This window comes from Actinoplanes sp. GCM10030250 (genome assembly GCF_042666575.1).
Taxonomy (GTDB): domain Bacteria; phylum Actinomycetota; class Actinomycetes; order Mycobacteriales; family Micromonosporaceae; genus Actinoplanes.
In genome coordinates this window covers 17123-32488 of the sequence record NZ_JBHTDO010000049.1, presented here as the reverse complement: position 1 = coordinate 32488, position 15366 = coordinate 17123, and the positions used below count along the sequence as shown (strand labels likewise).

15 protein-coding genes are annotated in these 15366 nt (G+C 70.0%); 7 read left to right on the top strand and 8 right to left on the bottom strand.

From position 1 onward, the window contains the following. The first annotated feature begins 2 nt into the window (after positions 1-2). Positions 3-884, top strand: a complete 882-nt coding sequence (gene sucD / locus ACFQV6_RS39675; protein WP_378032875.1) for a succinate--CoA ligase subunit alpha — start codon at positions 3-5, stop codon at positions 882-884. A 106-nt stretch (positions 885-990) separates the two neighbouring features. After that, complete coding sequence (locus ACFQV6_RS39670) at positions 991-2508, top strand: DUF6350 family protein (protein ID WP_378032874.1); 1518 nt, start codon at positions 991-993, stop codon at positions 2506-2508. Between the two features lie 155 nt (positions 2509-2663). Here ACFQV6_RS39670 and ACFQV6_RS39665 read toward each other — a convergent pair whose 3' ends face one another. Then, positions 2664-3008 (bottom strand): DUF4190 domain-containing protein, encoded by a 345-nt coding sequence (locus ACFQV6_RS39665; protein WP_378032873.1) that lies wholly within the window; start codon positions 3006-3008, stop codon positions 2664-2666. Positions 3009-3151: 143 nt separating this feature from the next. On the opposite strand from ACFQV6_RS39665, the gene purN reads away from it, so the two are divergent. Together purN and purH are read left to right on the top strand one after the other, a co-directional pair. Continuing rightward, positions 3152-3769 (top strand): phosphoribosylglycinamide formyltransferase, encoded by a 618-nt coding sequence (gene purN, locus ACFQV6_RS39660; RefSeq protein ID WP_378032872.1) that lies wholly within the window; start codon positions 3152-3154, stop codon positions 3767-3769. Beyond that, on the top strand, positions 3766-5328 hold the full coding sequence (gene purH, locus ACFQV6_RS39655) for a bifunctional phosphoribosylaminoimidazolecarboxamide formyltransferase/IMP cyclohydrolase (RefSeq protein ID WP_378032871.1): 1563 nt from the start codon (positions 3766-3768) through the stop codon (positions 5326-5328). Before purN ends, purH begins: the two co-directional genes overlap by 4 nt. A gap of 185 nt (positions 5329-5513) precedes the next feature. Here purH and ACFQV6_RS39650 read toward each other — a convergent pair whose 3' ends face one another. After that, positions 5514-6422 (bottom strand): type IV toxin-antitoxin system AbiEi family antitoxin, encoded by a 909-nt coding sequence (locus ACFQV6_RS39650; protein WP_378032870.1) that lies wholly within the window; start codon positions 6420-6422, stop codon positions 5514-5516. Positions 6423-6635: 213 nt separating this feature from the next. On the opposite strand from ACFQV6_RS39650, the gene mdh reads away from it, so the two are divergent. Further along, complete coding sequence (gene mdh / locus ACFQV6_RS39645) at positions 6636-7586, top strand: malate dehydrogenase (protein WP_378032869.1); 951 nt, start codon at positions 6636-6638, stop codon at positions 7584-7586. An 88-nt stretch (positions 7587-7674) separates the two neighbouring features. On the opposite strand, the gene ACFQV6_RS39640 is transcribed toward mdh, so the two are convergent. Then, positions 7675-8235, bottom strand: coding sequence for a hypothetical protein (locus ACFQV6_RS39640; RefSeq protein ID WP_378032868.1), 561 nt, complete (start codon positions 8233-8235; stop codon positions 7675-7677). A gap of 182 nt (positions 8236-8417) precedes the next feature. Here ACFQV6_RS39640 and ACFQV6_RS39635 point away from each other — a divergent pair, with 182 nt between their 5' ends. Continuing rightward, the gene (locus tag ACFQV6_RS39635; protein ID WP_378032867.1) at positions 8418-9632 is read left to right on the top strand and encodes an NADP-dependent isocitrate dehydrogenase; all 1215 of its coding nucleotides are present in this window, start codon (positions 8418-8420) and stop codon (positions 9630-9632) included. A gap of 81 nt (positions 9633-9713) precedes the next feature. Here ACFQV6_RS39635 and galT read toward each other — a convergent pair whose 3' ends face one another. The 4 genes from galT to ACFQV6_RS39615 all read right to left on the bottom strand — a co-directional run bounded on the left by galT (position 9714) and on the right by ACFQV6_RS39615 (position 13504). After that, positions 9714-10805, bottom strand: coding sequence for a galactose-1-phosphate uridylyltransferase (galT, locus tag ACFQV6_RS39630; RefSeq protein ID WP_378032866.1), 1092 nt, complete (start codon positions 10803-10805; stop codon positions 9714-9716). Next, entirely contained in the window at positions 10802-11578 is a 777-nt protein-coding gene (locus ACFQV6_RS39625; RefSeq protein WP_378032865.1) for a DeoR/GlpR family DNA-binding transcription regulator, read from the bottom strand. The genes galT and ACFQV6_RS39625 overlap by 4 nt, the downstream gene beginning before the upstream one ends. A gap of 85 nt (positions 11579-11663) precedes the next feature. After that, positions 11664-12578, bottom strand: coding sequence for a glycosyltransferase family A protein (locus ACFQV6_RS39620; RefSeq protein ID WP_378032864.1), 915 nt, complete (start codon positions 12576-12578; stop codon positions 11664-11666). Next, entirely contained in the window at positions 12575-13504 is a 930-nt protein-coding gene (locus ACFQV6_RS39615; protein WP_378032863.1) for a sulfotransferase, read from the bottom strand. The genes ACFQV6_RS39620 and ACFQV6_RS39615 overlap by 4 nt, the downstream gene beginning before the upstream one ends. A gap of 62 nt (positions 13505-13566) precedes the next feature. On the opposite strand from ACFQV6_RS39615, the gene ACFQV6_RS39610 reads away from it, so the two are divergent. After that, positions 13567-14580, top strand: coding sequence for a WecB/TagA/CpsF family glycosyltransferase (locus tag ACFQV6_RS39610; RefSeq protein WP_378032862.1), 1014 nt, complete (start codon positions 13567-13569; stop codon positions 14578-14580). 127 nt (positions 14581-14707) lie between these two features. On the opposite strand, the gene ACFQV6_RS39605 is transcribed toward ACFQV6_RS39610, so the two are convergent. After that, entirely contained in the window at positions 14708-15259 is a 552-nt protein-coding gene (locus ACFQV6_RS39605; protein WP_378032861.1) for a DUF4262 domain-containing protein, read from the bottom strand. Positions 15260-15366 lie beyond the last annotated feature (107 nt).

Below are 15366 nucleotides of genomic sequence, written 5' to 3'. Positions count from 1 at the left end.
TAATGGCTATCTGGCTCACCAAGGACTCCAAGGTCATCGTCCAGGGCATCACCGGCTCGGAGGGCTCGAAGCACACCCGCCGGATGCTCGCCGCGGGCACCAACGTGGTCGGCGGTGTGAACCCGCGCAAGGCCGGTACGAAGGTGGACTTCGACGGCACCGAGCTTCCGGTCTTCGCGTCCGTCGCCGAGGCGATCAAGGAGACCGGCGCGGACGTGTCGGTCATCTTCGTACCGCCGGCGTTCACCAAGGGCGCTGTCGTGGAGGCGATCGACGCCGAGATCGCGCTCGCCGTGGTGATCACCGAGGGTGTGCCGGTGCAGGACTCGGCCGCCTTCTGGGCGTACAACGTCGCCAAGGGTGAGAAGACCCGGATCATCGGCCCGAACTGCCCGGGCATCGCCTCGCCGGGCGCCTCCAACGCCGGCATCATCCCGGCCGACATCACCCCGCAGGGCCGGATCGGCCTGGTCAGCAAGAGCGGCACGCTGACCTACCAGCTCATGTACGAGCTGCGCGACTTCGGCTTCTCCACCTGCGTGGGCATCGGCGGTGACCCGGTCATCGGCACCACACACATCGACGCGCTCAAGGCGTTCCAGGAAGACCCGGACACCGACGCGATCGTCATGATCGGTGAGATCGGCGGTGACGCCGAGGAGCGTGCGGCCGAGTTCATCAAGGCCAACGTGACCAAGCCGGTCGTCGGCTACATCGCCGGCTTCACCGCCCCGCCCGGAAAGACGATGGGCCACGCCGGCGCCATCATCTCCGGTTCCGCTGGCACCGCGGACGCGAAGAAGTCGGCCCTCGAGGCGGCCGGCGTCAAGGTCGGCAAGACGCCGAGCGAAACAGCGCGCCTGATGCGCGAGGTCATGAGCTGAAGCAGCACACGAGACGCGCCGCCGGCCGGGTCACCACGATCCGATCGGCGGCGCGCCGCTGTTTCTGCATCGCCGGAAGCGCCGCGGCGTGAAAAAGTAGTCGGCGATGCCCAGCACAACCGATCGGCCTGAGGGCTCGGAGGACCCGTTCGCGGTCGCCGAGGCGCTTCAGTCTGTGGTGCGGGACACCGAGCCGCTGATTCCGGGCGTCCGTGGCGAGCGGACTGATCCGGAGGTCACCGACCCGGCTCTGGGCGGCCCGGAGCGAACGGACCCAGGGCGAACGGATCCAGGGCGAACGGATCCCGGGCGAACGGTCCCGGAGCAGCGCGACGACCGGCGCGACACCGTCGTGGTCGACGACGCGATGCTGGGCCGCCGTGACACGGTTCTGCTGCCCGGGCCACGCCGGCCGTCCGGGTCGGGCGGCCGGGCACCCCTGCTGGTGGCGGCCGTCTTCGCCACGATGTGGGCCGCCCTGCTGACCTATCTCCCGGTCGCCGCGGTGATCGGGCTGGCCCGCACCCTGGAGGGTTCGAGCGGCATCGGCGGGGCGGCACACGCCGGTCTGGCGGGCTGGCTGCTCGGGCACGGCGTCCCGATCGGCACCTCCATCGGGCCACTCGCGATCGCGCCGCTGCTGCTGACGCTGATGGTGCTCTGGCGGCTCAATCGCGCGGGACTGCACGTCACCCGTGCGGTGGGAGCCCGGCACAGCGGGTCGATCGGAAAAGCCATCCTGGTGGCGGCGACTGTAGCTTCGGCGTACGCGATGGTTGGTGCACTTGGCGCCCACCTGGTCGACGGTCGCGGCACCGACGTCTCCACCGAGCGTGCCGCGCTGCATTTCCTGGCCCTCGGCCTGTTCGGGGCGCTGATCGGCTCGCTGCGCGGCACCGACGCGATCTCCGAACTCGCCCGGCGTGTCCCGCCGGTGTTGCGGCACGGGCTCCGCGCGGGCCTGGTCGCGGCCTTCCTGATCCTCGGCGCCGGCGCGATCGCCGGCGGCCTCTCGGTGGCGCTCGGCGGTGGTCAGGCCGCCGAGATGATCGCCGCCTACCGCACCGGCGTGGCCGGCCAGGCCGGCATAACCCTGATAAGCATTGCGTACGGGGTGAATGCCGCGATTTGGGCAGCCACCTACCTGCTCGGGCCCGGATTCGCGCTCGGGACGGACTCGGCGATCCGCCTGACCGAGGTGACTGTCGGCCCGCTGCCGACCCTGCCGCTGCTCGCCGGCCTGCCGGACGGTCCGGTGGGTGCCAGTGGTGCGGCGCTGCTGCTCCTGCCGGTGATCGCCGGTGCCGCCGCGGGCTGGCTGCTCACCCAGCGACTGCGGCACGGCCGCAGCGGTCCGCGCCGGCCGGGACGCCGCGGTGGTGCGGACGCGGTGGAGCCTCCGTGGCTGTTATTGATCGGTTCGAGCCTGATCGCCGGGCCGGTGGCTGGTGCGGTGCTCGGAGCTCTGTCGTGGATGTCCGGCGGTGGGCTCGGCGACGGCCGGCTCTCCCGGATCGGGCCCGATCCGCTACAGGTGATCCTGGTCGGCGCGATCGTCGCGGGTGTCGCGGTGGCGCTCGGCGCGGCCGCGGCCCGGATGTTCGGTGCGGGTCGGCGGGGCTGAACCCCGCCCGGAAATACTTCTCCCAGGCAGCGTCCTTCCCCAGGCAGCGTCCTTCCCCAGGCAGCGTCCTTCCCCAGGCAGCGTCCTTCTTCCGGGCGGCGTCCGGAAATGCCGATGGCCCGGTGCTTACGGCACCGGACCACCGACGAGAAAGATCAGGCGTTCTGCTGGTCCGTGATCCACTGCTGGACGTCGAAGTCCCGCAGGGCCACGGCCAGGATCGCGAACACGACAGCGAGGGCGAGCCCGACCGCGCTGGTGATGATGCCCGCGAGCGCGATGCCGCGGTTGTTCGCGAGGCCCGCGTCGACCTTCTTCTTGCCGAGGAAGCCGAAGACCAGGCCGACGATGCTGACGACACCACTGATGTACCAGCAGCACGAGATCGGGATCGAGATGATGCCCAGGATCATGCTGGTCAAGCCGAAGCCGTTCTGCGGCGCGGCGCCGTACGGCTGCTGGCCGGGCGGCGGTCCGTATGCAGGAGGCGGGTATGCCACTTTTCTCTCCTCCGAGTTCGCCGTGAGCGGCGATCAAAATCATGTTCAGTCTGCTGGCGCAGCGTAATGGATGTCAGCCGATTTCGCGTGTCCCGGATTGCCCCGTTGTCAGGGGCTCTCTCCTGCGACGATAGGGTGCACGGGTGATTGACCCCGCGCCCGCCCGCCTGGTCGTCCTCATCTCCGGTTCGGGCAGCAACCTGCAGGCTCTTCTCGACGCGGCCGCCGACCCGGCGTACGGGGCAGAGGTGGTGGCCGTCGGCGCCGACCGGGACGGCATCGCCGGCCTCGACCGGGCCGCGGAGGCCGGGATTCCCACCTTCGTGGACTCGGTGAAGGCGTACCCGAGCCGCGACGACTGGGACGTGGCGCTCACCTCGCACGTGGCCGCCCACGCGCCGGACCTGGTGATCTCGGCCGGCTTCCTGAAGCTGGTCGGCAAGCGCTTCCTGGAGGCGTTCGGCGACCGGTACATCAACACGCACAACGCTCTGCTGCCGGCGTTCCCCGGCATCCACGGGCCGCGTGACGCGCTCGCGTACGGCGTCAAGCTCGCCGGCGCGACCCTCTTCTTCGTCGACGCCGGTGTCGACACCGGCCCGATCATCGCCCAGGTCGCCGTGCCCGTGCTCGACGACGACACGGAGGACGCGCTCACCGAGCGGATCAAGGTTGCCGAGCGGGCCCAGCTGGTCGAGTACGTCGGCCGCCTGGTCCGCGAAGGCTGGACCATCGAGGACAGAAAGGTACGGATTCCGTGAGCGCCATCAACGAGGGTCGCCGGCCGATCAAGCGGGCGCTGCTGAGCGTCTGGTACAAGGACGGGATCGTCGAGCTCGCCCAGGCGCTGCACGCCGCCGGTGTGGAGATCGTGTCGACCGGTTCGACCGCGTCGACCGTGGAGAAGGCCGGCGTACCGGTGACCCGGGTCGAGGAGCTGACCGGCTTCCCCGAGGTCCTGAGCGACCGGGTCAAGACGCTGCACCCGCGGGTGCACGCCGGGCTCCTCGCCGACCTGCGGCTCGACGCCCACGTGCAGGAGCTGCGCGACCTCGACATCGAGCCGTTCGACCTGCTGATCAGCAACCTCTACCCGTTCACCGAGACGGTCGCCTCGGGAGCCGGCGAGGAGGAGTGCATCGCCAAGATCGACATCGGCGGGCCGGCGATGGTACGGGCGGCCGCCAAGAACCACGCCTCGGTTGCCGTGGTGACAGCCGTCTCGGCGTACCCCCTGGTGTTGGAGGCCCTGGCGAACGGCGGCTTCACGCTGACGCAGCGCAAGCTGCTCGCCGCCCGCGCGTTCGCGGACATCGCCGAGTACGACGTGGCCGTCGCCAACTGGTGTGCCACAGTGCTCGCGCCCTCCGAATGGCCGGAGTTCGCCGGTCTCGCGCTGCGCCGGTCGTCGGTGCTGCGCTACGGGGAGAACCCGCACCAGCAGGCCGCGCTCTACTCGGACCCCGGCGCGCCGACCGGTCTTGCCCAGGCCGAACAGCTGCACGGCAAGGAGATGTCCTACAACAACTACGTCGACGCGGACGCCGCCTGGCGCAGCGCCAACGACTTCACCGAACCGTGCGTGGCGATCATCAAGCACGCCAACCCGTGCGGCATCGCGGTCGGCGCGGACGTGGCCGAGGCGCACCGGAAGGCACACGAGTGCGACCCGGTGTCGGCGTTCGGCGGGGTCGTCGCGGTCAACCAGGAGGTGTCGCTCGCGCTCGCCCAGCAGCTGGCTGACATCTTCACCGAGGTCGTGGTGGCGCCGGCCTTCGAACCGGCGGCGCTGGAGCTCTTCCGGGAGAAGAAGAACCTGCGCGTGCTCGTGGCGCCCGCCTGGAACCCGCCGCCCGCGGAGATCAAGCAGGTCGGCGGCGGCATGCTGGTGCAGATGGCCGACCGGATCGACGCGCCGGGCGACGACCCGGCCGGATGGCAGCTGGCGTGCGGGACCCCGGCCTCCGCTGAGGACCTGGCCGACCTGGCGTTCGCGTGGCGGGCCATCCGGAGCGTGAAGAGCAACGCGATCCTGCTGGCACGCGGCGGCGCGACCGTCGGCGTGGGCATGGGCCAGGTGAACCGGGTGGACTCGGCGCGGCTCGCGGTGGAGCGGGCCGGTGCCGAGCGGGCCGCGGGGAGCGTGGCGGCTTCGGACGCGTTCTTCCCGTTCCCGGACGGGCTGGAGGTGCTGATCGCGGCTGGGGTGAAGGCGGTTGTGCAGCCCGGCGGGTCCATCCGGGACAACGTGGTGATCGAGGCAGCGGAGAAGGCCGGCCTGACCGTCTACCTGACCGGCACCCGCCACTTCTACCACTGACCCTCCGGCTCCGCCGGCCCGTCCCGGCGGGCTGGCCCACGGGCGGGCTGGCCCACGGGCGGGCTGGCCCAGGGGCGGGCTGGCCCACGGGCGGGCTGGCGTCCACGTACCGAATGGGGCCGCTATTCGGTACATGGCTGCCAGCCGAGCGGGGTGGGCTGGCGTCCATGGACCGAATGCGGGCGTCATAACGTCGATGAGCGCCAGCCGGCCTGAGCGAGCGCCCCCTGCACCGCCCGCCCGGTCTCGCCCCGCCGCCGCAGCACGTCGTCGGCCGTGAAGCGCAGCACTGTCCACCCGGCGAGCCGTAACGCGTTCAGTCGTCCCACATCGCGCCGGAACTGGCCGCGCTCCCGATGATGATCACCGTCGTACTCGACCGCGAGCCGCACTTCCGGCCACGCCAGGTCGACCCTCCCGATGAGCCTGCCGTTGGTGTCCCGGACCTCGAACTGGACGGCAGGCGGTGCGACTCCCGCATCGACGAGGAGAAGGCGCAGCCGGGTCTCCATCGGCGACTCGCTGCGCGGATCAGCCAATCGGAGCAGGTTCGCCAGGCGGTCCACCCGAGGCCAGGCGTTCCGCTCGCGAACCATGCGCCGCAACGCCTCCGGGCTGACGAGATGCTTGTGCAGCATGGCGTCGAGCACCACGAGCCCGTCTGCCCGCTCCGCGCGTCGCCCCAGGTCGAAGACGGTTCGTTCGGGAGTCGTCAGCCGCAGCCCGTCCCGTGAGGTCACGTCTGTTCCGGCGAGCGTGGTGTAGTGCACCGTGATCCGGTCAGGTGGGTGCTGCTTGCGATCACGTGGCGCCACCATGGATACCGCAGTGGAGTCGGGCAACTCCGCCACGCCCCAGAGACAGGCGGCGCTCAGTGCGCCGAACACCATCTCGGGTGGCACAGCCAGCGCCGCGGCCGAGCACCAGGCTCGGTGATCGAGTTCCAGGCCCCGGTAGGCGTACACGTCGGGGAAGAGCCGTTGCCACGCCGCGCCCCTGAGCATGCGCCAGGTGATCAGGCCGGTGGTGACGGCTTGGGAGCCGCGGAAGGGGGTGGCGGCGAGGGGAGGTGGGATGAGAGGGGTGCGGGGCACGGCGGACAGCATGGCGAAAGCGGCGGGGGCGTGCCTGAGGGGCTGTGGACAACCCCGGTCTGCCTGTGGACAACCGGGATCGGTGGGAGGATCGGGAGGCCGGATCGTCCGTGCCGAGTGGTTTACGTCCCGTTGAGCAGACCGGCTCGTAACGCGCCGTTTACCGGCTGATACGGTCGCGAAAAATGGTCCGGACACTGGGAGAGCAGAGCTATGGGCAAGAAGGTAACCGTCGTAGGCGCCGGTTTCTACGGGTCCACGACCGCGCAGCGTCTCGCCGAGTACGACATCTTCGACACGGTGGTCCTCACCGACATTCTCGAGGGTAAGCCCGCCGGTATCGCGCTCGACCTCAACCAGTCCCGTGCGATCGAGGGTTACGAGACCAAGGTCATCGGCGCCAGCACCGGCCCGAACGGTGAGGGTTACGAGGCGATCGAGGGCTCCGACGTGGTCGTCGTGACCGCCGGCCTGCCGCGTAAGCCGGGCATGAGCCGCATGGACCTGCTCGAGGTCAACGCGAAGATCGTGCGCCAGGTCGCCGAGAGCATCGCGAAGTACGCCCCGAACGCCGTCGTCATCGTGGTGTCGAACCCGGTCGACGAGATGACCGCGCTGGCTCAGCTGGCCACCCAGTTCCCGAAGAATCGCGTCTTCGGCCAGGCCGGTGTCCTCGACACCGCCCGGTTCACCAACTTCATCGCCGAGGAGCTGAACGTTCCGGTGGCCAGCGTCAAGGCGCTGACCCTCGGCTCGCACGGTGACACCATGGTGCCGGTTCCGTCGCGCTGCACCGTGGACGGCAAGCCGCTCTCCGAGCTGCTTCCGGCCGACAAGATCGAGGAGCTGGTGGTCCGGACCCGCAACGGTGGCGCCGAGGTTGTCGCGCTGCTGAAGACCGGTTCTGCCTACTACGCCCCGTCGGCCGCCGCGGCTCGCATGGCGAAGGCCGTCGCCGAGGACTCCGGCGTGGTCATGCCGGTCTGCGCCTGGGTCGAGGGCGAATACGGCATTTCTGGCGTCTACCTGGGCGTCGAGGCCGAGCTCGGCGCGCAGGGCATCAAGAAGGTCGTCGAGGACAAGCTCACCGACAGTGAGGTCGCCGGTCTGAAGGAGGCCGCCGAGGCGGTCCGCGCCAAGCAGGCGGACGTCGCCCACCTCTGATCGGCGCGAGCGAGATCTGATCGGGAGAAGGCCGGGGCAGCGCGTCCCGGCCTTCACCCTTTTCTCGTACGGTGAAAGCGCTCTGCCGTCACCCTGCCAGGACGACCGCGACTGTCAGCGTGACGATCACAAAGGCGGTGAAGCAGACGGTGAGCGCCCGCCGCAGTGCCTCCTCGCCGCCCGCGGCGGTCTGCGCCCGGTCGCTGAAGGCGGCGATCGGTGCGACGACGAGCGGCACGATTCCAGCGAGCGCACCGTTGCGCAGCCCGAGGATGAGGTCCGTGCCGCCGGGGCCGCTGACGATCTCGGCAAGCGACGTGTTCTCGCTGGTGGGCATGAAGTTCAGGACCAGCGGGACCAGCAGCACGACGGCCGTGCCGAGGACGTATCCCAGCGGTGTCTCGAGTTTCTGGTCGCGGAACACGAGGCCCCAGAGGGCGCCGAACGGTGCGAAGAAGAAGAGCCAGCCCGCGATTGCCATGCCCTGCGGCTGCCCGCCGGTGATCCCGCGGGCCAGATCGACGTAGGCCCCGTTGACAGCGTCGGCGACGAAGAACAACGCGATCATCACCAGCACCAGCGCGTACCCGTAGACGTTGCGGATCCTCTCCCGCTGCCGGACCGGGGAACGCCGCGCATCGGAGATCATCGCTCGATCGTAGGATGAGGATGCCAGGTGAGATACGCCTGATGGCGCTTATCGGCCCGCCGGATCTTCCGTGCCTGAAAGGGTAGGGGTGACCGCCCCATCGGGGCCGCCCGGCGATCTTCGAGGGGCGGGCAGTACGCTCGTACTGCTAAGCGAGTGTTTCGGGAGAGGAGCGCCGGCCGATGGCGAAAATCAAGGTCAAGAACCCGGTCGTGGAGATCGACGGCGACGAGATGACCCGGATCATCTGGAAGCAGATCCGTGAGCAGCTGATCCTGCCGTACCTCGATGTGAACCTCGAGTACTACGACCTGTCGATCCAGTACCGGGACGAGACCGACGACCAGGTGACGATCGACTCGGCCAACGCCATCAAGCGGCACGGCGTCGGCGTCAAGTGCGCGACGATCACCCCGGACGAGGCGCGGGTCGAGGAGTTCGGCCTGAAGAAGATGTGGCGGTCGCCGAACGGCACGATCCGCAACATCCTCGGCGGCGTCGTCTTCCGTGAGCCGATCATCATGTCGAACGTGCCCCGGCTCGTACCGAGCTGGACCAAGCCGATCATCATCGGCCGTCACGCCCACGGCGACCAGTACAAGGCGACCGACTTCGTCGCGCCGAAGGCGGGCAAGTTCACCGTCACCTTCACGCCGGAGGACGGCTCGGAGCCGCTGGAGTTCCACGTCGCCGACTTCCCGGCCGGTGGTGTCGGCATGGCGATGTACAACTACGACGAGTCGATCCGCGACTTCGCGCGCGCCTCGTTCCGGTACGGCCTGGCCCGCAACTACCCGGTCTACCTCTCGACCAAGAACACGATCCTCAAGGCCTACGACGGCCGGTTCAAGGACCTGTTCGCCGAGATCTTCGAGACCGAGTTCGCCGACCAGTTCAAGGCCGCCGGCCTCACCTACGAGCACCGGTTGATCGACGACATGGTCGCCGCCGCGCTCAAGTGGGAGGGCGGCTACGTCTGGGCCTGCAAGAACTACGACGGTGACGTGCAGTCCGACACCGTGGCGCAGGGCTTCGGCTCGCTCGGCCTGATGACCTCGGTGCTGATGACCCCGGACGGCCAGACCGTCGAGGCCGAGGCCGCCCACGGCACTGTCACCCGGCACTACCGGCAGTGGCAGAAGGGCGAGAAGACCTCGACCAACCCGATCGCCTCGATCTTCGCCTGGACCGGCGGCCTCAAGCACCGCGGCAAGCTGGACGGCACCCCCGAGGTGACCGAGTTCGCCCAGGCGCTGGAGCGGGTCTGCATCGAGACCGTCGAGGGCGGCCAGATGACCAAGGACCTCGCGCTGTTGATCGGCCGCGACGCTCCGTGGCTGTCCACCGACGAGTTCATGAACGCCCTGGACGAGAACCTGGCCCGCAAGGTGGGCTGAGTTTGCCGGCAAACCTGACGAGCCGCGTCACCCGAGGGGTGGCGCGGCTCGTTCGTATCCGGTGCTGTGGTCCCGGGCCTTTCAGGCGGCGTCGCGGAGCATCTGTGCTGCGTTCTCCGGGACCACGTCGTTGACGAAGGCGCCCATGGCGGACTCGGAGCCGGCCAGGTACTTCAGCTTGTCGGCGGCGCGGCGGATGCTGAAGAGCTGTAGGTGCAGGTAGCCCAGGTCGCGGCCCTCGCCGACGACCGCCTGGTGCCATGCCGAGATGTAGGGCATCGGCTTGCCGAACAGGCCGTCGAAGCGGCGCAGCACGTCGAGGTAGAGCGGGCCGAACGCGTCCCGCTCGGCGTCCGAGAGGGCGGGCAGGTCGAGGACCTGGCGATGCGGGGCCACGTGTACCTCGAAGGGCCAGCGGGCGGCCGCCGGGACGTAAGCGGTCCAGTGATCGTTGGACGCGATCACCCGTACCTTTGCCTCTTGCTCTGCGGCCAGCACGTCCGCGTAGAGATTGCGCCCACCGGTCTTCTCGGAGTGCCGCGCAGCGGCGCGCAGCATGGCAGCCGTCCGCGGCGGCACCGTGGGATAGGCGTAGATCTGGCCGTGCGGGTGGTGCAGGGTCACGCCGATCTCGACGCCCCGGTTCTCGAAGGGGAAGACCTGCGCCACTCCCGGCAGGCCGGAGAGCTCGGCGGTGCGGTCCGCAAGCGCTTCGATCACGGTCCGCACCCGCGACGGCGGCAGGGAGCCGAAGGCGGCGTTGTGGTCGCTGGTGAAACAGACCACCTCGCAGCGACCGAGGCCGGGCCGGACCGGAACCATGCCGGTCATCTCAGTGACCTCGTCCGGCACGATCCGGTCGCTGAACGACGGGAACTGGTTCTCGAAGACCACGACGTCGTAGCCGGGCGCGGGGATCTCGCTGGCGAAGCGATCGTTGGTGGGACAGAGGGGGCAGGCGTCGGTTGGCGGCAGGAAGGTACGCGTCTGCCGGTGCGCGGCGATCGCGATCCACTCGTCGACGAGCGGGTCGTGACGCAGCTGCGACGCGGGGGGAGGCGGCGGGAGTTGCCGGGTGTCCGGGTACGCCGAGCGGCCGGTGTCCGGGGATTCGTCGAAATAGATCAGCTCGCGGCCGTCCGAGAGGTGGATGGCCGAGCGGGTCGGTGTCACTGGGGGTTCACCACCACGAGTTCGGAGACGGATTCCGTGAGGACGGTCCGGGCGTCCTCGTCGAGACCGCCGTCGGTGATCAGGACGTCCGCGCGGCCGAGGGGGACGATCGAGGAGATGCCGACGGTGCCCCACTTGGTGTGGTCGGCGAGCACGACCAGGCGCTCGGCGGCCTCCACCAGGGCCCGGTTGACGTCGGCCTCCATCAGGTTGGGCGTGGTGTAACCGGCGCGCTCGCTCATCCCGTGCACCCCGAGGAACAGCACGTCCAGGTGCAGGGTGCCGATCGCGGCCACCGCGACCGGGCCGACCAGGGCGTCCGACGGCGTCCGGGTCCCGCCGGTGAGCACCACTGTCTGATCCGGCCGGCCGGCACGGTAGAAGACGTCGGCCACCGGGATCGAGTTCGTCACGACGGTCAGCGAGGGCACGTCGACCAGGCGCTGCGCGAGCTCGGCGGTGGTGGTGCCGGCCGAGAGCGCGATCGCGTCGCCGGGGGAGACCAGCGTGGCGGCCCGGATCGCGATCGCCGTCTTCTCGTCGCGCTGCCTGTCGGATTTCGCGGCGAATCCGGGCTCGTGCGCCGAACCGGGGCTCACCGTGGTGGCACCGCCGTGTACTTTCGCGAGCAGACCCCGGTCGGCCAGGGCCTCCAGGTCACGGCGAATGGTCATGTCGGAGACGCCATACTCCGAGGCGAGCTCGCTGACCCGGACACCGCCGGTGGCCCGGACTCGATCGAGGATTGCGGCCTGACGCTGCTGAGCTAGCATCCCCACATCCCCGGGTTCCGCAACCGAACTATTTCGAACACACTCGAACACTACAGCGTGATCGGCTCGGTGCGGAAGGGGTGGTTCAGATACCCCGGCCGCGCTTGTGCAGAGCGGACAGCACGTTCTCCACCTTCACCGCCCCGGTGATCGCGGCCAGGGCGATCGCGGTGCGTGGTTCCTTCCAGTTCGCCCGGACCGCTTCCTTGCTGTACTGCCAGGCCTGGCTGCGGTTCCCGGTCGCCGCCGACCAGCAGGCCAGCTGACCGTAGACCCGCGCGGCGCCCGGCGGACAGCCGCTGATTTCGGGGTGCCGCTGCATCATCCACCGCAGCGACGAGATCTTGGTGGCGTACTCGTACGCGTAGTGCGAGCTCCGGCCCCACAGCACCTGCACCAGAGCCTCGTCCAGGTGCACGATCGGAGCCCGCCGGGCGGCACGCAGCAGCAGGTCCCAGTCCTCGTTCTGGCTTCCCGGCGCGTCCTCGGCGACAAGCCCGATGCCGTCCTCGGTCAGCGCCTCCCGGCGGATCAGGAACGAGGAGGAATGCAACATCGACATTCGAGAACGAGCCAGATCCTGTACGGTCACCCGGCTCCGCCCGGCGAGCCGTGGAGTCGCCCGGCCCTCGTACTCCACCTCGATCGCGCAGGTGGCGAACTCGGCCTCCGGCTCGGCGAGCAGCGCGGCGACCTGCCGGCGAAGCTTGTCGGGCAGCCAGCGGTCGTCGTCGTCGCAGAACGCCACGAGCTCGGTGTCCAGCGCCAGCAGGCCGGTGTTGCGGGCGCCGGCGAGCCCGGGGGAGCGCCAGTTCGTCAGGACCAGGACCTGGACGTCCTCGGTGGAGGCGAGCAGGTAGTCGGGCTCGGTCTGGTCGTACACCACGACGACCTTGATCTCACCCGGATAGCGCTGCTCACGGACCGCGGCGATCGAGCGGCGGACCAGCTCGGGACGGTTCCGGGTGGGGATGACAACCCCGACGGACGGCCAGTTCATCGTGCCTCCACGTTGATCGGATAGCCGTACGCCCGCAGCATCGGCCCGCACACCGCGCCGACCAGGCGGCGCTGTGCGCTCGGCAGCGCCCGCTTCCAGGCGTCGTCGCGGCGCAGCGGCAGCCGGCCGACGGTGAAACGCATCGGGTTGCCCGCCGCGCTGTGCCCGACGCGCAGGTCGGCGTGGTTGGGCCTGAGGAAGTTCAGGTCCTCCTGGTGCAGGGTGACACCGGCGAAGTCGGCGAGGCGGATCAGACCGGCTCGCGGGTCGGCGAGGAACTCCTCGTAGCGGATCCGGCGCACCGGTACGCCGCGGCGGGCGAGCAGGCCGAACGCCGCGTTGTGGGTGTTCCAGAGCAGTGCCGAACGGCCCGGCGAGTAGCGGGTCATCTCGTCCGTGCCGTCGGACTCCGGGCGGGACACGGTCTTCGTCCACGAGTACGCGACCCCGCGGGCGTCACGAACCACGTGCACTACGCGCAGGTCCACGTCGTCGGCCCAGCGCAGGACGTGGGCCAGAGACGAATGCTTGGAAGAGTCGATCACGACGGGGCTGCCGGAGATCTCGGCGGCGGCTGCGTAGATCCGCGAGTAGTAGGTGGCGTATTCGCGTACCTCGTCGGACGCGGTCGTGGCCGAGGCGAGCCGGGGGATGTGCCGGGTCCGCTCGACCGCGTCGCGCAGGGCGTGGACCCGGTCGACGTCGACGTTGGTCCAGCCGTTGAAGGCGCGCTCACCGACCCGGCGCCAGAACGTGCAGCCGGAGAACCGAGAGCCGCAGCCGCACCGCTCGTCGTCGCGGATGTCGCGCTGCCACAGGTGAACGACCTCGCCCAGCGCGCACATCCCGGGCAGTTCGCCGAGCAGACGTTCGACGAGCGTGGTTCCGCTTCGTCCTAATCCGCCCAGAAAAAGCACCTGTGCCACTTTCGCTCACCTTCGCTCGTTTCGCTCTGGTAACGAGTGAAGCAAGCAAAAGGAGGCGTTAGGTGACTATCGAGGCTTTCGACCGTGTCCACCTGGACGGAACCGGTATTGACCGGATCACCGAGGACGAGGTCGTGGCCGTTGTGCGGGACGCCCTCGCCCACGGCCGGGGCGGTCGCATCATCACCCCGAACGTCGACATCCTGCGCCGCGCCTCCGCCGACCCACGAGTCCGCCGCCACCTCGACGACGCCGACCTCATCGTCGCCGACGGCATGCCGCTGGTGTGGGCCAGCCGGCTCGGCGGCGCCCCACTTCCCGAGCGGGTAGCCGGCAGCAGCCTGATCTGGTCCCTCTCGGCGGGCCTGGGCCGCGACAGCCGCTCAATCTTCGTGATCGGCGGCACTCCCGTCTCCAGCGGCGGCCCGGGCTCGAGCGGCGCCCCGGGCTCGAGTGGCGCCCCGGGCTCGAGTGGCGCCCCGGGCTCGAGTGGCGCCCCGGGCTCGAGCGGCGCCCCGGGTTCAAGCGGCGCCCCGGGTTCAAGCGGCGCCCCCGGCGGCGCCCCGGGGGCTGGCGGCGCTCCTGGGTCTGGCGGCACCTCCGGGTTCGGCGGCACCTCCGGGTTCGGCGGCGTATCCGCATTTGGCGGCAGCGCTGACGGGGCCGCTCGGGCTGCGGCCCGGCTGGCTGCTGCCTGTCCGGGGCTGCGTATCGCCGGCACGTTGAGCCCGGCGTTCGGCTTCGAGAAGGAGGAGACCGGGTACGCCCGGTTCTGCGCCCAGGTTGTCCAGGCCGAACCGGACCTGGTCTTCGTCGGGCTCGGGTTTCCCAAACAGGAGTTCGTCATCGAGCGACTTCGAAGTCACCTCCCGAGGGCGTGGTTCGTCGGCTGCGGCGCGGCGGTGAACTTCGTGGCGGGGGACGTGCATCGGGCGCCGCGCTGGATGCAGCGGACCGGCCTGGAGTGGGCCCATCGACTCGGCACCGAGCCCCGGCGGCTGGCTGGGCGATACCTCCGCCACGATGCGCCCTACGCATTGCGCCTCCTGGCCCGTGCGCCCCGTCGCCGCCCCTGAGCCCGGGCGTCATGCGGTCGCCCCTGAGCCCGGGCGTCACGTGGTCGCCCTTGGGCCTGGGCGTCGCGCGGTCGTGCTGAGCCCGGGCGTCGCGCCGCTGCCCCGGAGAGGGGCGGCGTTCCCGGGCTCATCGGCTTCGCTTTCGGGCTCGAGCGCCGCGGCGGCCGTTGGGGCGGGGGATGCCGCGGAAGGAGTGGCATCGGGAGGCGGTGGCGGGCTGAGGGCGGCCGATGACGGGTTGGGGGTAGAGGATCGACTCGTAGTCGTGGTGCCAGGGGAACTTGTCCCACGGATCCGGCCAGACGACCTGGTTGAGGTGGACTCGCTCGTCGCCATATCGCAGGAGGGCGGCGCCGGGGAAGACGTCGTCGGTCGGGGCGCCGGCGACGATCACCACCTCCTGGTCGACGAGGAGGTCGGTGAGCGGCTGGCCGTGGCGCAGGCGCAGGCCGTCGTCGCGGAGCCGGGTGGCCAGCTCGTTGAGGATGGTGTGGCTGAGCTCGGGTGGCAGGCCGGTGATGGTGAGCTCGGCGAAACCGAAGCCGGTCAGGCCGACCGTGTAGGCGAACGGGACCGCGTCCTCCGGGTCCTCCTCGGTGGGGACGACGTGGACGACGGCCCAGCCGAACTCGTCGATCAGCTCGCTCTGGCGGTCGAATATCTCGTCGCGGAAGGACATCGGTGACACCCCCGGAGTCGTGTTCGTAGTGACCCACTCACTATGGAACACGTGTACGACACTTTTCCGGGCCTGGATAGCGGTACGGGCGTACTGTCAATGTCGTC

What these genes read in the sequence shown, in the direction of transcription:
- sucD (WP_378032875.1), top strand. Translation starts at nt 3, where the DNA reads ATGGCTATCTGGCTCACCAAGGACTCCAAGGTCATCGTCCAGGGCATC.
- ACFQV6_RS39670 (WP_378032874.1), top strand. Translation starts at nt 991, where the DNA reads ATGCCCAGCACAACCGATCGGCCTGAGGGCTCGGAGGACCCGTTCGCG.
- mdh (WP_378032869.1), top strand. Translation starts at nt 6,636, where the DNA reads ATGGGCAAGAAGGTAACCGTCGTAGGCGCCGGTTTCTACGGGTCCACG.
- ACFQV6_RS39640 (WP_378032868.1), bottom strand. Translation starts at nt 8,235, where the DNA reads ATGATCTCCGATGCGCGGCGTTCCCCGGTCCGGCAGCGGGAGAGGATC.
- ACFQV6_RS39635 (WP_378032867.1), top strand. Translation starts at nt 8,418, where the DNA reads ATGGCGAAAATCAAGGTCAAGAACCCGGTCGTGGAGATCGACGGCGAC.
- ACFQV6_RS39625 (WP_378032865.1), bottom strand. Translation starts at nt 11,578, where the DNA reads ATGCTAGCTCAGCAGCGTCAGGCCGCAATCCTCGATCGAGTCCGGGCC.
- ACFQV6_RS39620 (WP_378032864.1), bottom strand. Translation starts at nt 12,578, where the DNA reads ATGAACTGGCCGTCCGTCGGGGTTGTCATCCCCACCCGGAACCGTCCC.
- ACFQV6_RS39605 (WP_378032861.1), bottom strand. Translation starts at nt 15,259, where the DNA reads ATGTCCTTCCGCGACGAGATATTCGACCGCCAGAGCGAGCTGATCGAC.